General features: G+C 39.0%; 16 protein-coding genes. 12 read left to right on the top strand and 4 right to left on the bottom strand.

From position 1 onward, the window contains the following. The first annotated feature begins 137 nt into the window (after positions 1-137). The 5 genes from ACFX40_RS01000 (at position 138) to ACFX40_RS00980 (ending at position 5,533) form a co-directional block, all read left to right on the top strand. A complete protein-coding gene (locus tag ACFX40_RS01000) occupies positions 138-1,358 on the top strand; it encodes an MFS transporter (protein WP_028408110.1) in 1,221 nt (406 codons plus the stop codon). A gap of 258 nt (positions 1,359-1,616) precedes the next feature. Continuing rightward, positions 1,617-2,282 (top strand): type 1 glutamine amidotransferase domain-containing protein, encoded by a 666-nt coding sequence (locus ACFX40_RS00995; RefSeq protein WP_063246921.1) that lies wholly within the window; start codon positions 1,617-1,619, stop codon positions 2,280-2,282. Between the two features lie 203 nt (positions 2,283-2,485). Further along, complete coding sequence (locus ACFX40_RS00990; protein ID WP_028408112.1) at positions 2,486-2,776, top strand: putative quinol monooxygenase; 291 nt, start codon at positions 2,486-2,488, stop codon at positions 2,774-2,776. A 316-nt stretch (positions 2,777-3,092) separates the two neighbouring features. Beyond that, complete coding sequence (locus ACFX40_RS00985; protein ID WP_034653242.1) at positions 3,093-4,532, top strand: aldehyde dehydrogenase family protein; 1,440 nt, start codon at positions 3,093-3,095, stop codon at positions 4,530-4,532. 152 nt (positions 4,533-4,684) lie between these two features. Beyond that, positions 4,685-5,533 carry an MBL fold metallo-hydrolase gene (locus ACFX40_RS00980; protein WP_028408114.1) on the top strand — a complete coding sequence of 283 codons (849 nt, stop codon included), beginning with the start codon at positions 4,685-4,687 and terminating at the stop codon, positions 5,531-5,533. A 137-nt stretch (positions 5,534-5,670) separates the two neighbouring features. Here ACFX40_RS00980 and ACFX40_RS00975 read toward each other — a convergent pair whose 3' ends face one another. Then, a complete protein-coding gene (locus ACFX40_RS00975) occupies positions 5,671-5,907 on the bottom strand; it encodes a hypothetical protein (protein WP_252124359.1) in 237 nt (78 codons plus the stop codon). A 173-nt stretch (positions 5,908-6,080) separates the two neighbouring features. Between ACFX40_RS00975 and ACFX40_RS00970 the strand changes: the two genes are divergently transcribed. The 3 genes from ACFX40_RS00970 (at position 6,081) to ACFX40_RS00960 (ending at position 8,378) form a co-directional block, all read left to right on the top strand. After that, on the top strand, positions 6,081-6,704 hold the full coding sequence (locus tag ACFX40_RS00970; protein WP_050689119.1) for a LysE family transporter: 624 nt from the start codon (positions 6,081-6,083) through the stop codon (positions 6,702-6,704). 119 nt (positions 6,705-6,823) lie between these two features. After that, positions 6,824-8,167: an amino acid permease gene (locus ACFX40_RS00965; protein WP_098332351.1), complete on the top strand. Its 1,344-nt coding sequence runs from the start codon at positions 6,824-6,826 to the stop codon at positions 8,165-8,167. Between the two features lie 70 nt (positions 8,168-8,237). Further along, complete coding sequence (locus ACFX40_RS00960) at positions 8,238-8,378, top strand: hypothetical protein (protein WP_013082476.1); 141 nt, start codon at positions 8,238-8,240, stop codon at positions 8,376-8,378. 43 nt (positions 8,379-8,421) lie between these two features. On the opposite strand, the gene ACFX40_RS00955 is transcribed toward ACFX40_RS00960, so the two are convergent. Continuing rightward, positions 8,422-8,574, bottom strand: coding sequence for a YpzG family protein (locus ACFX40_RS00955; RefSeq protein ID WP_014460817.1), 153 nt, complete (start codon positions 8,572-8,574; stop codon positions 8,422-8,424). 226 nt (positions 8,575-8,800) lie between these two features. Next, the gene (locus tag ACFX40_RS00950; RefSeq protein WP_098333517.1) at positions 8,801-10,474 is read right to left on the bottom strand and encodes a ribonuclease J; all 1,674 of its coding nucleotides are present in this window, start codon (positions 10,472-10,474) and stop codon (positions 8,801-8,803) included. A 218-nt stretch (positions 10,475-10,692) separates the two neighbouring features. Here ACFX40_RS00950 and ACFX40_RS00945 point away from each other — a divergent pair, with 218 nt between their 5' ends. The 3 genes from ACFX40_RS00945 to ACFX40_RS00935 all read left to right on the top strand — a co-directional run bounded on the left by ACFX40_RS00945 (position 10,693) and on the right by ACFX40_RS00935 (position 13,186). Then, positions 10,693-10,833, top strand: a complete 141-nt coding sequence (locus ACFX40_RS00945) for a hypothetical protein (protein WP_169305218.1) — start codon at positions 10,693-10,695, stop codon at positions 10,831-10,833. A gap of 393 nt (positions 10,834-11,226) precedes the next feature. Beyond that, positions 11,227-12,813, top strand: a complete 1,587-nt coding sequence (locus ACFX40_RS00940) for a DNA-binding protein (RefSeq protein WP_377253869.1) — start codon at positions 11,227-11,229, stop codon at positions 12,811-12,813. Positions 12,814-12,961: 148 nt separating this feature from the next. Beyond that, positions 12,962-13,186, top strand: coding sequence for a transcriptional regulator (locus ACFX40_RS00935; RefSeq protein WP_377253867.1), 225 nt, complete (start codon positions 12,962-12,964; stop codon positions 13,184-13,186). A 96-nt stretch (positions 13,187-13,282) separates the two neighbouring features. On the opposite strand, the gene ACFX40_RS00930 is transcribed toward ACFX40_RS00935, so the two are convergent. Then, a complete protein-coding gene (locus ACFX40_RS00930) occupies positions 13,283-14,014 on the bottom strand; it encodes a ZIP family metal transporter (RefSeq protein WP_028408121.1) in 732 nt (243 codons plus the stop codon). 460 nt (positions 14,015-14,474) lie between these two features. Here ACFX40_RS00930 and ACFX40_RS00925 point away from each other — a divergent pair, with 460 nt between their 5' ends. Continuing rightward, positions 14,475-15,860 carry an amino acid permease gene (locus tag ACFX40_RS00925; protein WP_028408122.1) on the top strand — a complete coding sequence of 462 codons (1,386 nt, stop codon included), beginning with the start codon at positions 14,475-14,477 and terminating at the stop codon, positions 15,858-15,860.

The raw sequence follows: 15,860 nt of genomic DNA, 5'->3' as shown, positions 1-15,860 counted from the left end.
GGCTTTTATGTGTTACTTACCTCTTTTAAACGAAGTCCAGAGAGGCTTCAAAAGAGAATGGAGATATGTTATTTATCCATTCCTTCAAAAAAGAAAGAGCGTTGATACGGAAAGAATACACTGGAGGGTGGAACAACATGAATTATCGTAACAAGACAGTTGTAGCATCAGTAGCAGGTTTGACGTTAGAAGGGATGGACATTATGTTTATCTCGTTTGCTATGTCAATGATTATTGCTGAATTTCACATTGATTTAGCAACAGGTGGACTTATTTCTTCTATTACGAATATAGGAATGCTGATAGGCGGAGTCATCTTCGGAATTTTAGCAGATAAATTTGGAAGAGTGCGGGTTTTTACCTACACGGTTCTTCTATTTGCAGTCGGAACGGCATTAACAGGTTTTGCAGCAAATGTTGAACAAGTGTATGCTTCGCGATTTATTGCCGGAATTGGGGCTGGAGGAGAGTACGGGATCGGTATGGCTCTTGTAGCAGAAGCGTGGCCGAAACATAAGCAAGGACGAGCTTCATCCTATGTTAGTATTGGCGCACAATTTGGAGTGATCCTTGCGGCGCTTTTAAGTTCTCTAATCCTGCCGATTTTCGGATGGAGAGCGCTGTTTTTTGTGGGAATCATCCCCGTCATTTTTGCTTTTATCGTACGAAAAAATTTAAACGAATCTCCTGAGTGGCTACAAGCTCAAAAAGAGAAAACAGCGGTTGTTAAAAATAATGGTAAGCTTCGTCAATTATTCGCTACGCCTAGGACGGCGATGACGACTATTTCGCTGGCAGTGATGGCTACAGTCCAAATTGCAGGCTATAACGGACTGATGATATGGCTTCCATCTATGCTTCAGCAATCACAAGGCCTCTCTGTTTCAAGTTCAGCTCTTTGGACAATCAGTACAGCCGTGGGAATGATTATAGGCATGCTAACATTTGGTCAATTTATGGACCGTTTTGGATCGAAACGTACTTTTGGAATCTTTCTTCTTGCTTCAGCTTGTGCGGTATTTTTATACTCGTATGCCGAAGGAGGTGCAGGGCTGCTTATAGGAGGAGCTGTGGTCGGATTTTTCTCAAACGGAATGTTCGCGGGATACGGAGCATTGATCAGCAGCCACTATTCAGTAGAAGTGCGCAGCACTGCAACGAACACCATTTTTAACTTTGGGCGAGCGCTCGGAGGGTTATCACCCATTCTTGTCGGCTATCTTTTGCAAAGCTATGATATGACAGTAGCGATGACGTACTTGGCGGGGCTGTACTGTATTTCGTTTATTTTTATGGTAAGTCTTAAAAGAACGGGAGAAAAGAAAGTGAAACAAATGAACGCTCAATCTGCTCTTTAAAATAAAAGATAGATTCTATGCTTTTCTGGAAAAAACCGCGCTTATTCAAAAGGGCGGTTTTTTTGAGTGTATAAAAAATAAATTCAGATATACGGTTGTTTTTTCGCAGATGCTTTATTAACAAAGACACATTATCTATAAAAATATTTATGGATAAGCAGATATTTTCTAATTTGTATTATAGTAATTCCTCTCTTACAATAGGGTGTGTAAGGCGGAAACAGAAAATACTATCTTTATTTACAGGAGGACGTTACTATGTCTAAACATATATTAATGGTCGTAACAACGGCTGACAAAATGAAAGAAAATCATCCAACAGGCCTTTGGCTTTCAGAATTTGGTGAAGCGTACGTAGAGTTCGAAAAAGCTGGATTTACGATTACTGTAGCAAGTCCTCTAGGAGGAAAAGCGCCGGTGGATGCTCGCAGCCTTGAAGGGGAGACTTCTCAAGAAATCTTAAATACAGCTAAGCATCTAGAGAATACCCTAAAACTTGATACCATTACAGACAGTGCTAAATTCGATGCTGTTTTCTTACCAGGCGGTCACGGCACAATGTTTGATCTGCCAGATAATCAAACGCTCCACGCTTTAATTCGTGAACTATACGAAGGAGACAAAGTAGTAGCCGCTGTATGCCACGGACCCGCAGGCTTAGTAGGTGTTACATTATCAGATGAAAAGCCGTTGGTCGAAGGAAAAGATGTCGCTGCGTTTACAGATGATGAAGAACGTGAAACAACATTGGACCGCTTCATGCCGTTTCTTTTGGAAACACGTCTGCGTGAACTTGGGGCAAATGTAGTAACTGCTCCAAACTGGACAGATAATGTACAAGCAGATGGCAACCTAATAACAGGTCAAAATCCTCAGTCAACAATCAGTGTAGCTAAAGCAGTCGTGAAACACTTATTGAAATAAGATGTAAAAAAGCCTGTAGGCTTATAGCCTACAGGCTTTTTTATGAACAGCATCAAGAAAGATCGATGTGGATAAAATGTATGTTTTGCCGGCTTGAACTAGAGAAATCAATCATCATACAAAAAATATGATGGTCAGTGTAATAAATTCAAAAAGAGGGAAGCTTTTTATGGAGAATATTTTTAAAGAAATGAGGAAAAACGATGTCAGAAATTATTATTAACGCCATTTTGCAAGCCAAGCCAGGAAAAGAAGAAGAGCTTCGATCAGAGTTAGTAAAAGTTATTAAACCATCAAGAGAAGAAAAAGGATGTATTCAATACACTCTCCACCAGGATACAGACAAAGCAGGCACATTTGTTTTTTATGAGAAATGGAAAAGCCAAGAAGATGTTGAAGCTCACATTGAAACACCTCACTATCAACAATACAGACAGCAAACAGAACCGTTAATTGAAAGCAGAGCGGTACATCGTTTACAAGAAGTACGTTAATACAAAAAGAAGGGGAATAAAAGTGTTTTAGTTGAAGGAAGATCCGAACGAGGAACCGAGATTCTTGATGGAGAATCAAACTCGTTCGGATTTTTTTGTGGTTATGGTGAATGCAGATTTCATTTAGTGAGATCACGCAGAAGGGTAAGCGATGAGGAAAAATAATTGCAGCTGCGAAAAGCCGATTGGAAAAGGGGTAAGACAGTGAAAGAAACAAAAAATAATAGAAGCGGTGTTTGAGAAGCAGACAGGCGGGTAGATAAAAACTAGATGACATAGTTCAACAATTAACAAACTAAAAGGAGAGATCAAATCAATGCGTACAAATTTAAAACACTTTATTAACGGAGAATGGATTGAATCAACAGGAAACGAAACGTCAGATGTGATCAATCCTGCTACTGAAAAATCAATTGGTAAAATTAGCTTAGGCACAAAAGAAGATCTAGATAAAGCCGTGGCAGCAGCTAAAGCAGCTCTTCCCACATTTTCAAGAACAACAAAAGAAGAGCGAATTAAAATGCTTCGCAATATTGCAAAAGGATATGAAAAGCGTAAACAGGAGCTTATTGAAGTTATGACTGAAGAGCTTGGCGCTCCTTTAAAGATTTCAGAAGAAGTTCACTATGAAATGGGACTTAGCCACTTTAAAGAAGCAGCTAATGCACTTGAAGATTACACATTTGAAAAAGATCATGGAAGCTACAAGGTCGTGAAAGAGTCTATTGGAGTAAGCGGACTTATTACACCATGGAACTTCCCAACGAATCAGACGTCTACTAAAATTGCAGGAGCCATCGCAGCAGGAAGTCCAATGGTATTAAAACCATCAGAACTTACACCGTATGCAGCGATGATATTAGCAGAGATCATTGATGAAGCTGGTGTACCAAAAGGTGCCTTTAACCTTGTAAACGGAACGGGAAGCACAATCGGTGACGGTATTAGTTCTCACCCGGACATTGATTTTGTATCATTTACAGGATCAGGTGCTGTAGGCGAGAAAATTATGCAAAACGCGGCTAAAACAATCAAAAAAGTAGCGCTTGAGCTAGGCGGGAAATCACCGCTAGTTGTATTAGAGGATGCGGATGTAGAAGAAGCGGCTAAAATAGCAGTTTCACACATTGCAATGAATACAGGGCAAGTATGTACGGCAGCAACGCGCATTATCATTCCTGCCTCTATGAAAGAAAAATTTGAAGAAGCAGTGAAGAAGGTTTTACCATCATTCCCAGTTGGTGATCCATTAAATAAAGACAACGTAACTGGACCGCTCGTAGCGGAAAAACAGTGGGATCGCGTACAGGATTATATTAAAAAAGGAATGGACGAAGGTGCAACACTTCTTACTGGCGGAACGGGCAAACCAGACGGCTTAGAGACAGGATACTTTGTTAAACCGACAGTCTTTACTGATGTTTCAAATGATATGGTTATTGCACAAGAAGAAATCTTTGGACCTGTAACAACTATTATTACGTATGATGATCTAGAGCAAGCTCTTGAAATTGCAAATGATACAATTTATGGACTTGCAGGCTATGCGGTCGGAAAAGACCAAGAAACACTTGACTATGTTGCTAAAAATATTAGAGCTGGTCAAATCATTGTTAACGATGCCGAGCAAGACAGAGCTGCACCATTCGGTGGATTTAAGCAATCTGGTATTGGACGCGAATGGGGAGCATTTGGTATCGAAGAATATCTAGAGCCAAAAGCGATCATGGGCGTTAAAGTTCCAGCAAAAGTATAATTGGTGTAAAAAAAAGAAAGGAGTTTTTCTCCTTTCTTTTTTTATGGATACATAAAAGAGAGCTAGTTAAAAAAAGAATAACGAAAGCAAAGGTGGATAGCATAAACGTGTATGGCGCATATGAAGTGACACGTTAAAGGAGGGAATTATAATTGGATAGAGAGATGCACGGAAGTTCATCAACGGAAAGCTTTATTCCCATGAGCTCTATAGCCAGTGGAAAAGGAGTCGAAGTGGCACCGGATATCTACAGCTACACTACACAGATTGTTAACATATGTTTTATAGGAAATCCAGATAAAGATAATAGTTTTGTACTTGTGGATGCGGGAATGCCTAATTCGGCTTCTATGATTATCGAAGAGGCAGAGGAAAGGTTTGGAAAAGGCAAAAAACCAAAAGCAATTATTCTTACACATGCACATTTTGATCATATTGGATCTATTATTGACCTAGTGGAGAAGTGGAACATACCGGTATATGCACATCCACTTGAACTTCCATATGTGACGGGTGAAAAAAATTATCCTGCACCGGATGGTACAGTGGAAGGCGGGCTCGTGGCAAAGCTTTCTCCACTATTTCCAACGGAAGCCATTGATTTAGGCTCTCATGTGCAAGCTTTACCAGTCGACGGCTCTGTACCTCATATGCCGGAATGGGAATGGATTCACACCCCTGGTCATTCTCCAGGACATATTTCTCTTTTTAGAAAGCAGGATCTTGCACTTATCGCTGGAGATGCTTTTGTTACAACTAAGCAAGAATATTTACTGGATGTACTAGAGCAAGAATTGGAGATTAGCGGTCCTCCTCGTTATTTAACTACGGACTGGGCATCTGCCCAAAAATCAGTTGAAGTGCTTCAGTCACTTCATCCGTCTGTGGCGGTGACCGGACATGGAAAACCGGTTTCCGGCGAATGGCTTTCAACTAATTTATTGAAGCTTACGAAGAATTTCAATGAAATTGCTCGTCCTGATTACGGAAAGTATGTATAGGGCTAAAGAAAAAATGTTACTCTTTACGCAGCTCCTAAAAGCTGCAGGTGAAGATCAAAAGCTCTACGAACTCAGTGAGTTCGTAGAGCTTTTTTAATTTTTCGTATAAAAGTGAAAAAAGGTTGTTATTACCCTTATTAAAAATTTTGTTGAATAGCCTGCTGCGCTTCTCGTAAATGTCTTAAGTGCTCTTCCATTCGTTTTAATTCTTTATCATTAGACGCCGCTTCTTTTTGTTCATTAATTTGTTGCTGAACGATAGTCAAATGCATTTGAGCATTTTGAAAATTAGCTCCATTCAAATTCATCTGTCCTTGATAAACTGCCTGTTCAGCTAATTGTAATGCTTCTTTAATATGAGTGTATGAATTCATGCTTCTCATCCTTCTGTATAGTATTTACAGTTAACATGCGCTGGTTTTTCGCAGCTATACAGCTATACAAAAGGATTTAGAAAAAAATAAAAATTACGTAGTACAAGCTAAGCAGGCTGCATACATTTATCATAGTTCAATTTATAAAACCTCAGAAGCAGGGAGGGATGTACGTGGGGGTTTTTTTTAGCTATATGTTATTAGGGCTATCGTTAGCCGCACCAATCGGTCCAATTAACGCCGCTCAGCTTGATAAAGGAATTAAAAATGGTTTTTTACATGCTTGGTTCTTAGGGATAGGGGCAACATCGGTTGACGCTCTTTATATGCTTGTAGTTTATTTTGGGTCCGTTCATTTTTTAAGCAGCGATTTTATGAAAACGTTTCTTTTTTCGTTTGGATGCTTCGTATTAATTTATACCGGTATTGAGGGGCTAATGGGTGCAGGAAGGATTACACAACATAGAAAAACAAACGGTGATTCTGTGTTAAAGTGTTTTTTCTCAGGTTTTTTGCTGTCATTAACGAATCCGCTTACAATTCTTTTTTGGCTTGGCATTTATGGCTCTGTTTTAGCAAAAACAGCTAATACATATGAAACCGAACAGCTTATCTTATATAGCTGCGCTATTTTTACGGGAATTCTGGCCTGGGATATTGCGATGGCAGCTTTAGCAAGCACGTTTCGACGATACTTAGCAGCGACGTTTTTAACTGCCGTGTCCGTTGTATCGGGGTTATCTTTAATAGGATTTGGCCTATATTTCGGTTGGCAAGCGGCACAGCAATTAGGCTAAAAGAAGTGCTGAATCTAAAGTGTGTTCAGTACGTTGAAAAATAATAGAAAAGGTGCTTCTTTTTACGCATAAATTTTTCAAACTATCACACACTACATCGAAGTGTGAGGAGTGATAGAGTGAAAAAGAAAATAGGCTGCGGAAGTCAAGTTGAAGGAAAATTAAAATGGTGGCAGCTGTCTTTAATCGGAGTAGGATGCATCATCGGTACAGGCTATTTTTTAGGATCAAGTATTGCAATAAAAGCAGCCGGCCCCGCTGTATTAATCGCCTTTTTATTAGCGGCAGTGTGTACATTTATTGTGTTTGATGCGCTTGCTAAAATGAGTGCTCAAGATCCTCAAAAAGGTTCGTTTCGTTCCTATGCAAAGAAAGCTTATGGAAGATGGGCAGGCTTTAGCAGCGGATGGGTATACTGGAGTTCAGAGATGCTGATCATGGGGAGTCAGCTCACGGCTTTATCTCTTTTTACACGTTTTTGGTTTGACGGTATTCCACTGTGGGTCTTTGCCTCTATTTATGCTGTTTTAGGCATTGCTGTTGTATTAATCGGAACAAAAGGTTTTGAACGAATGGAAAATGTATTTGCTGTCACAAAAGTGGCTGCTATTTTAATGTTCATTGTATTGGCTAGTCTCGCTTTATTTGGATTTCTAGATGAAGGTGCCCAACAAGGAGTGCCTCGAACGATAAATGAATTATTTCCCCGCGGTTTTTGGGGTTTATGGGGTGCTTTGCTTTATGCATTTTATGCTTTTGGAGGCATCGAAGTTATGGGAATTATGACGGTTCGTTTAGAAAACAAAGAAGATGCGCCCAAAGCAGGGAGAAGCATGCTTATTTTGCTTGGAATTATTTATATCGCTTCACTAAGTTTAGCTATTTTAATTGTGCCATTTCATGATTTTCATGGAAATCAAAGTCCATTTATAACGGCTTTAGAAACATACCATCTTCCATTTTTTCCTCATGTTTTTAATGGAGCAATGATTATCGCTGGTTTTTCAACGATGTCAGCGTCTTTTTTTTCCGTAACGACAATGATTGTCACTCTTTCAGAAGATGGGGATGCTCCGGCATTATTTTCAAAACAAAAAAAGAAAAAGCGGCAATTTCCTTTCCCGGCTTTGCTTTTAACAACGTTGGGATTAGTTATTTCTATTGTTTTGTCCTTGCTATTGCCCGGGAAAATTTATGAGTACATTACAACAGCAGCGGGACTGATGCTGATTTATAACTGGTTCTTTATTTTAATTTCTTTTCATCGTTTAATGGAACAAACCGTGTGGGATAAAATAAAACAAGCTATTGGTATCTTGTTAATCTTACTAGCAGTAAGCGGCACGCTGTTGGAATCAGCAAGCAGACCGGGCTTTTTTGCAAGCTTAGGCTTTTTAATTGTTATAAGTCTTGTTATTTTGAAATTGCGCCATAAGTGGAAAGAAGAAGAAGCCGCTAGCTAACATATATTTAATCTTTATGAGGGACACTATGCACGTTGTACAATTACAAAAATAAAAGGTGGTTATGATCATGCCAAAAAACAAGCAGACTCCTTCTTCACAAGTAGATCAAAAACAAGTAGTAGATGACAAAGCAAAAGCGCTACGAGAAAATAATTATGAAGATGGTCATATTCGCAAGATAACTCAAAGCGGGGCAGACGGCCAATAACAAAAAAAGACGCGTTCGCGTCTTTTTTTGTTGAAGTGTATCCTTACCAACGATGAGCTTTTGCATTACTTCGCAGGATGATGTTCGTTTGAGACATCTCTGTATGTCCATTTACTTGGGACTTTGAACGCTTCGGTCTCGTCCAGTTGTGGCGGAATAGTTCTGAATGCTGATCTACATGATTTTTATCATTCATCATAATCACCTCAAGGATAGGATACTTTCACAAGATATTTGCGGTGAAATATCTCTCTTATAGAATGGGGTAAAAAAGAAGAAATACACCTAACACTTTTAACCATACATATAAAAGGAGTGCCTATTCATAAACTACAGAAGGCAACTTCTAACTTTAGGTTAAGCTTCGGATTTATAAGCAAAAACTGCCTTAGTGGGGACTAAGGCAGTTTTTGCTTGAGGGATTAAACTTCAATAATGATGGGAAGAATCATAGGTCTTCTTTTCGTTTGGTTATATAAGAACTGTCCAAGGGTGGTCTTAATTTCTTTTTTCATAATGTTCCATTGATGAACATGCGCTTTTTGTAATTGGTTTACGATTTTAGTCACTTGTCGATTAACATCTTTTAATAGCTGCTCTGAGTCTCTTGTATAAACAAAACCTCGCGAAATTGTATCTGGACCAGACACAATTTTTCCTTCCGTTTTATTTAAAGTAATCACAATAACCAGCATGCCATCTTCTGAAAGCTGTTTACGGTCACGTAAAACCGCGTTTCCAACATCGCCAATGCCGAAACCGTCTACATATACATTGCCAGCAGGGATTTTTCTTGTTTGAAAAGCTGTTCCGCCCTTGATGTCAACAATATCACCGTTATTTATAATAAAAATGTTCTCTTTTTCCACCCCGACGGATTCTGCTAATAAGCTGTGGTGATGAAGCATTCGAAACTCGCCGTGAATGGGGATAAAATACTTTGGCTTCATCAATGTAGCCATTAATTTTAGCTCTTCTTGATAGCCATGTCCTGATACGTGCATACCTGTTGCGCTTCCTGAACCGTAAATCACATGAGCCCCGAGTGTGAAAAGACTGTCGACAATACGAGAGATATTACGTTCATTGCCAGGAATAGGCCCTGCTGATAAAATAACCGTGTCTTCAGGAAGAATTTCTACTTGTCGGTGATTTCCACTGGCTAATCTAGATAGAGCGGCCATCGGCTCGCCTTGGCTTCCAGTGCAGAGAATAGCGACTTGTTCAGGCGCAAGTGAATGTACTTCATAAGGTTCAATTAGCATCCCTTCAGGAATAGTTAAATACCCTTTCTCTAACGCAACTGATACAACGTTAACCATGCTTCTTCCAAGAAGCGCAAGCTTTCTATTCGTTTTAATCGCTGCATCTACAATTTGCTGTACGCGGTTAACGTTGGAGGCGAAAGTAGAAATAATCACTTTTCGCTTTGCTTTACGAAAAGCTTCTTCTACATGTTTGCCAACTAGCTTTTCTGAAGGCGTAAATCCAGGGCGTTCAGCATTTGTGCTTTCGGATATTAAAGCCAGTACACCTTCACTGCCAATTTTCGCCATTTTATGAAGGTCTGGATATTGGTCGTTAACAGGAGTTAAATCAAACTTAAAATCTCCCGTATGCACAACAGCTCCTTCAGGGGTATGAAAGACAATGCCGAGACAATCTGGAATGCTGTGATTCGTTTTAAAAAACGAAAGCGGAATATTGCCTAATATAATCTCGGACTCTTCGTTGATTTCAATAAGCTCCGTCTCAGCAGATAATTGGTGCTCTTGAAGTTTAATATCAATTAATCCAAGGGTAAGGCTTGTTGCATAAATAGGGAGATTTAACTGTTTTAAAAGATAAGGAATACCTCCAATATGGTCTTCGTGACCATGAGTCACAACCAGTGCGCGAACTTTTTCTCGATTCTCTTGTAAGTATGTAATATCAGGTATGATCAAATCAATTCCTAATAAACTTTCATCAGGAAATTTAGACCCGCAGTCAATCACAATGATGTCATCGTCATATTGAACGGCATACATATTTTTTCCTATTTCATTAATGCCGCCTAAAGCAAAAATGGATAATGTATTGCTATTTGTACTCACGCTTATTTCCTCCTATATTTTCAAAATAGACACATACAGTTTCTACTCTTAGTATGAGCAGTTATTTCTGGTGCATTCTGTTAAATATGGAGATTTTATTTTTACTTAAATAGGAGGAATACAAGCAAAAAGAAAAGAAGGTCATTTTCCTAATACTACCTCTTATTTTCTTTTTATAACTCCATAAAATATAGACGTTACACATGGAGGTGGATGGAATGAGTAAACAAAATAAAAGCAAAAACCGAGGATTCAGCAGCAGTGAAGCTGCTGTCGATAATGTGAATAAAAGTATTTTATCAAACGATATTCATACAGATGAGCTTCAAAAAGCAAAAGTAAGCCGTCATAACAAATAAAAGAATGACAAAAGAGCAGCATTGAGCTGCTCTGAAGAAAATAGAGAGAGGGAAGTGAAAAAAACGTGTCAGAAAACAAAAATTCTCAACATAAAGAACAAAATAAGTCAACTCATAGTCGTCCTCTTGAATATAAAGAACGTACAAATGAATCACAGAGTACACGTCAAATGCTACGCAATATTCTCGAATATTCAAGTCGTTATCGTTAACAAATTTTACATATAATCATGGGCATATTTAAAAGGGTTCGTTTCGACAAATATAAGGTATAAAGAACCTTTTTTGAAAAAATATATATTATTTACAATAAATTTAAAAAAATCATAAATGAACCTGCTATAATCCTCTTGAAAAGACAAGCTTTGCAAAAATTTGAGAGGAGCATTTTATATGCGAAAAAAATATAATCGTGTAGGTTATGCCGTTTTAACAATGTGTACAGCTTTATCTATCTCACTGCCTTTTACTACTCATTCAGCATCAGCAGAAAGCGCTGCTGACCCTGCACCAGAAATTAAAGCCTCTGTCGTAAATGAAAATAACGGTAAAAAAATCTTGTTTGATAATACCCATGGTCAAACTGCGGGTACAGCAGATTGGGTTATTGACGGAGGTTTTTCTGATTTTGGAAAAGGATTGGCTGGTAGCGGGTTTGATGTAAAAGAGCTGCGAAAATCTACGCCGATTACATACAATGACCTCAGTGGCTATAGCGTGTTTGTTGTGCCAGAAGCGAATATTCCGTATAAATCTTCTGAACAAGCCGCCCTTTTACAATATGTTCAGAACGGGGGAAGCGTCTTTTTTATTGCTGATCATTACAATGCAGACCGAAACAAAAACCGGTGGGACTCTTCAGAAGTTTTTAACGGATACCGTCGCGGAGCATGGACAACCCCCGCAAAAGGCATGACAACGGAAGAAGCAACCTCCGATGCAATGCAAAACGTAGCAAGCTCTGACTGGTTAGCGAGTAACTTTGGTGTTCGCTTTCGCTATAATGCCATTGGTGATGTGACAGCCAATGATATTGTAGCTCCTTCTCAGGCATTCGGTATTACGCTAGGTGTTTCTACCGTTGCTATGCATGCAGGTTCTACGGTTGCTATTACGGACCCAAACAAAGCAAAAGGAATTGTGTATCTTCCTAAGACAACGACAAAATGGTCAAATGCTGTAGATCAAGGAGTGTATAATGGAGGAGGAAGAGCCGAGGGACCTTTTGCTGCTGTTTCAAAAGTAGGGACAGGTAAAGCTGCTTTTATCGGAGATTCTTCACCGGTTGAAGATGCTACACCAAAATATAAACGAGAAGATACAGAATCTTCTAAAACCACATATGACGGATTTAAGGAACAAGACGATTCTATACTGCTTGTAAATATGGTCAATTGGTTAGCGAAGCAAGAAAGCTATACCTCTTTGAATCAAGTATCAGGACTTCAATTAGATCAGGCTACAGCATTACTTTCGTCGGAAACGCCAAGTCAGTCCACTGAGCCTCAGCCAGAGCCATGGTCAGCACCTACAGCAGGCTATAAATGGTACGATACGTCAACTTTTGCCTCTGGTTCATATGGTTATAAAGGTGGAACCACACAGCCCCCAGCTGCTAGTGCTTACGTATTGGAACATCAAGCCATTTTACCAACGAGCGGCGTATTCCAAATACGCGTAAAGGTAAGCGGGCTTTCGGCTAACACTACGTACAGCACGTTTAATCTAGGTGCATATAACGGATCAGGAACTCAAATTGCTAAAGTTCAAAACGCAGATGGAAGCTGGCCGTCATCGTATGGATACAGCAGCAATTTTTCAATTACAACGGACGCACCTGGAAATGGAGAAAAGGTTTTGAATGTCCAATTAAATCCAAATGCAGCGGGGAGTGCCAATCTTCGCTTACGCCAAAGCGGTACGAATGCATATACAGAAGCTGTAACGGTAGGGAACGTAGCGGTTGAACCATTGCCTTAATAAAAGCGAAAGCAAGCACTTGTGCTTGCTTTTTTATTGTTATATTCTCTATCTTTGAGCGTTAAAGAAGCGTCAGACGAGAGACTTATCCATAAAGGAGAAATATGATATCTTAGAAGAAAGAATGAAGTAAAAGGAGTCAGCTAATATGTCTAAATATAAAGAATTAGAGACGGGTTATCTAATGAATAAGATTAAAGAATACAAAAACTTAATTTGGAGAGTAGGGCCAGGAAGTGAAAGAACTATAGAAGCTGTTCAAGAGATTCAAGGAATGGAAAAAGAGTTAAAAGCACGCAATGCAGAATTTGAAGCTACGGATTGGAAAGCTTTTACTCGGGAAATAAAAGAAAACTACGATTTTACTTATTAAGAAGCCATATTCATAATAATGTGATTGAAATAAATGTCTCCAAGTAGAAGGCTTTCTGTTTTCTACTTGGAAACGATATAAGTAGTATGAAGACGATTAAGAAAAATGATCCAGTATCAGTGAAGCAAGTAATCCAAGTGCAGCAATCAATCCTGTAATAGAACCTCCTTCTTCATAGGCCTCTGGCATCATTGTAGAACCTACCATAGCAATAATACCGCCGCCGGCAAAAGCAGCAATAGCAGCCATAAGTGTCTCAGATGCATGGTCTAAAAAAACAAAGCCTGTCCATGAACTAAAAGCTGAAATGAACAAAACCGCTGCCCATAGTAAAAAAATTTTCTTTTTAGAGAATCCGCTTTTTACTAGACCGGTCGTACTGGACAATCCTTCAGGAATATTACTTATAAAAATAGCGATAACAAGAAGCCAGCTAACGGTTGCATTTTCGATTAAGCTAGCCCCAATCATAATAGACTCCGGGATTGCATCCATTACGGTTCCTATAAATATAGCAATTCCAGAACTACTCGCAGCCATTTGTTTGGTAGACCTCTTTCTTTTATTCGCTCCTTGACGTGAAATTAGATAGTCTAAAAAAGTAAAAACAATAGCACCTGCAAGGAACCCAAGAGAAGTAGCTTTTAACCCGCCGTTATGAACCGAGTCTCCAAGCAGCTCATAGGTAGATGCTCCAATTAATACACCTGTCCCAAAAGCCATAATATAACCAATTATCTTTTTGCCGATAGGCAAAAAAACTGCTGCCAAAGCACCAAGAAGGACAGCTGATCCGGAGATTCCGCCCCACATCGCAGCTTGCCACATGAAAAATCCCTCCTCATCTCTATTTTCTATTGATACTTTCCCTAAGTAGAGAAAGTGAAAACGTAAAGGGAGAAGAAAGGAATTTGTTCGATCAAGTAGCGGTTTCATTTCGTTATCCTTAAGAAATAGAGTGTTCCAGCATCTACGCCTATATTTATTTTTAATATTCATAAAATTTAAATTATACTGAAATAAAAAAATATTTCACTGAGATGATTGATTTAATAAAGGTGAAAGGTTTTGTTAAGTGTTTTTCTGAAAAAAACAATTGTATTTCTGAGGGAAATTTATTATTATAAAATAAGTAATTATACAGTCGAATAGCTAAAAATAGAAAAAATAGTTTAGTTGTAAAGGTACTAGATAAAAATGGAAGGTTTTAAAAGCGATAGCTGTTCCATCAGACACAAAAAGTATCTTTCCTAACAGAGCTATAACAAGTTTAGGAGGAGGAAATGGAATGGCAGACAAAGAGCTAAAAAGAGGCTTAGAATCCCGTCACATTCAAATGATCGCGCTAGGCGGAACAATTGGCGTTGGATTATTTATGGGATCAGCAAGCACCATCCAATGGACAGGTCCATCGGTATTGCTTGCTTACGCAATCTGCGGAATGTTTATTTTCTTTATTATGCGTGCCATGGGCGAGATGCTGTACATGGAACCAAGCACAGGTTCATTCGCTACATTTGGCCACAAATATATTCATCCATTAGCAGGTTATATGGCTGCGTGGAGCAACTGGTTTCAATTTGTAATCGTAGGGATGTCTGAAATTATAGCGGTAGGAGCATATATGCATTACTGGTTCCCACATCTACCTGCTTGGGTACCAGGTATTATCGCCATGTTGATTTTAGGCACAGCAAACTTAGTTTCAGTAAAATCATTTGGAGAGTTTGAATTTTGGTTTGCGATGATTAAGATTGTAACGATTATTTTGATGATTATTGCAGGGCTTGGGTTGATTTTCTTCGGATTTGGAAACGGGGGAGACGCCATTGGATTATCAAACCTTTGGGCACACGGCGGCTTCTTTGCAGGCGGATGGTCAGGTTTTTTCTTTGCACTATCTCTTGTTATTGCAGCTTATCAAGGAGTCGAGCTAATTGGTATTACAGCTGGTGAAGCAAAGGACCCTAAAAAAACGTTAAGAAACGCAATTCAAAGCATCATCTGGCGCATTTTAATTTTTTATATTGGAGCTATTTTCGTTATCGTGACGGTATATCCGTGGAATGAATTAGATTCTTTAGGAAGTCCATTTGTATCTACATTTGCTAAAGTTGGTGTTACGGCAGCTGCAGGTATCATTAACTTTGTTGTTATTACAGCAGCGATGTCAGGCTGTAACAGCGGAATTTTTAGTGCAGGACGCATGCTTTATACACTTGGCGTAAACGGTCAAGCACCTAAATTCTTCACAAAAATTTCTCGTAACGGCGTTCCAATTTATAGCACACTCGCTGTTATGATTGGATTGGTAATTGGTGTTGTTTTAAACTACATCGCTCCCCCTAATGTATTTGTTTATGTATACAGTGCGAGCGTGCTTCCGGGAATGATTCCTTGGTTCATCATTCTTATCAGTCAAATTCGTTTCCGTAAAGCTAAAGGTGCTGAAATGGATAGTCATCCTTTCAAAATGCCTTTTGCACCTGTAACGAATTATGTAACTATTGCCTTTCTACTAATGGTGCTTGTAGGCATGTGGTTTAATGATGAAACGCGTATTTCACTTATCGTAGGAATTATTTTCCTTGCTCTTGTTGTCGTTAGTTTCTACGCATTCGGAATAAATAAGCGTATGATACCTGATACAGAGAACGGTCAAATAAAGAAATAA

This window comes from Priestia sp. YIM B13552 (genome assembly GCF_042787775.1).
Lineage (GTDB): Bacteria > Bacillota > Bacilli > Bacillales > Bacillaceae_H > Priestia > Priestia megaterium_E.
This window is presented reverse-complemented; position numbering and strand designations above follow the sequence as displayed.

Coding starts and splice junctions, on each gene's coding strand:
- ACFX40_RS00945 (WP_169305218.1), top strand. CDS start 10,693: ATGAGTAAACAAAATAAAAGCAAAAACCGAGGATTCAGCAGCAGTGAA.
- ACFX40_RS00955 (WP_014460817.1), bottom strand. CDS start 8,574: ATGAATGATAAAAATCATGTAGATCAGCATTCAGAACTATTCCGCCAC.
- ACFX40_RS00925 (WP_028408122.1), top strand. CDS start 14,475: ATGGCAGACAAAGAGCTAAAAAGAGGCTTAGAATCCCGTCACATTCAA.
- ACFX40_RS00975 (WP_252124359.1), bottom strand. CDS start 5,907: ATGAATTCATACACTCATATTAAAGAAGCATTACAATTAGCTGAACAG.
- ACFX40_RS00940 (WP_377253869.1), top strand. CDS start 11,227: ATGCGAAAAAAATATAATCGTGTAGGTTATGCCGTTTTAACAATGTGT.
- ACFX40_RS00985 (WP_034653242.1), top strand. CDS start 3,093: ATGCGTACAAATTTAAAACACTTTATTAACGGAGAATGGATTGAATCA.
- ACFX40_RS01000 (WP_028408110.1), top strand. CDS start 138: ATGAATTATCGTAACAAGACAGTTGTAGCATCAGTAGCAGGTTTGACG.
- ACFX40_RS00935 (WP_377253867.1), top strand. CDS start 12,962: ATGTCTAAATATAAAGAATTAGAGACGGGTTATCTAATGAATAAGATT.
- ACFX40_RS00960 (WP_013082476.1), top strand. CDS start 8,238: ATGCCAAAAAACAAGCAGACTCCTTCTTCACAAGTAGATCAAAAACAA.
- ACFX40_RS00990 (WP_028408112.1), top strand. CDS start 2,486: ATGTCAGAAATTATTATTAACGCCATTTTGCAAGCCAAGCCAGGAAAA.
- ACFX40_RS00930 (WP_028408121.1), bottom strand. CDS start 14,014: ATGTGGCAAGCTGCGATGTGGGGCGGAATCTCCGGATCAGCTGTCCTT.
- ACFX40_RS00995 (WP_063246921.1), top strand. CDS start 1,617: ATGTCTAAACATATATTAATGGTCGTAACAACGGCTGACAAAATGAAA.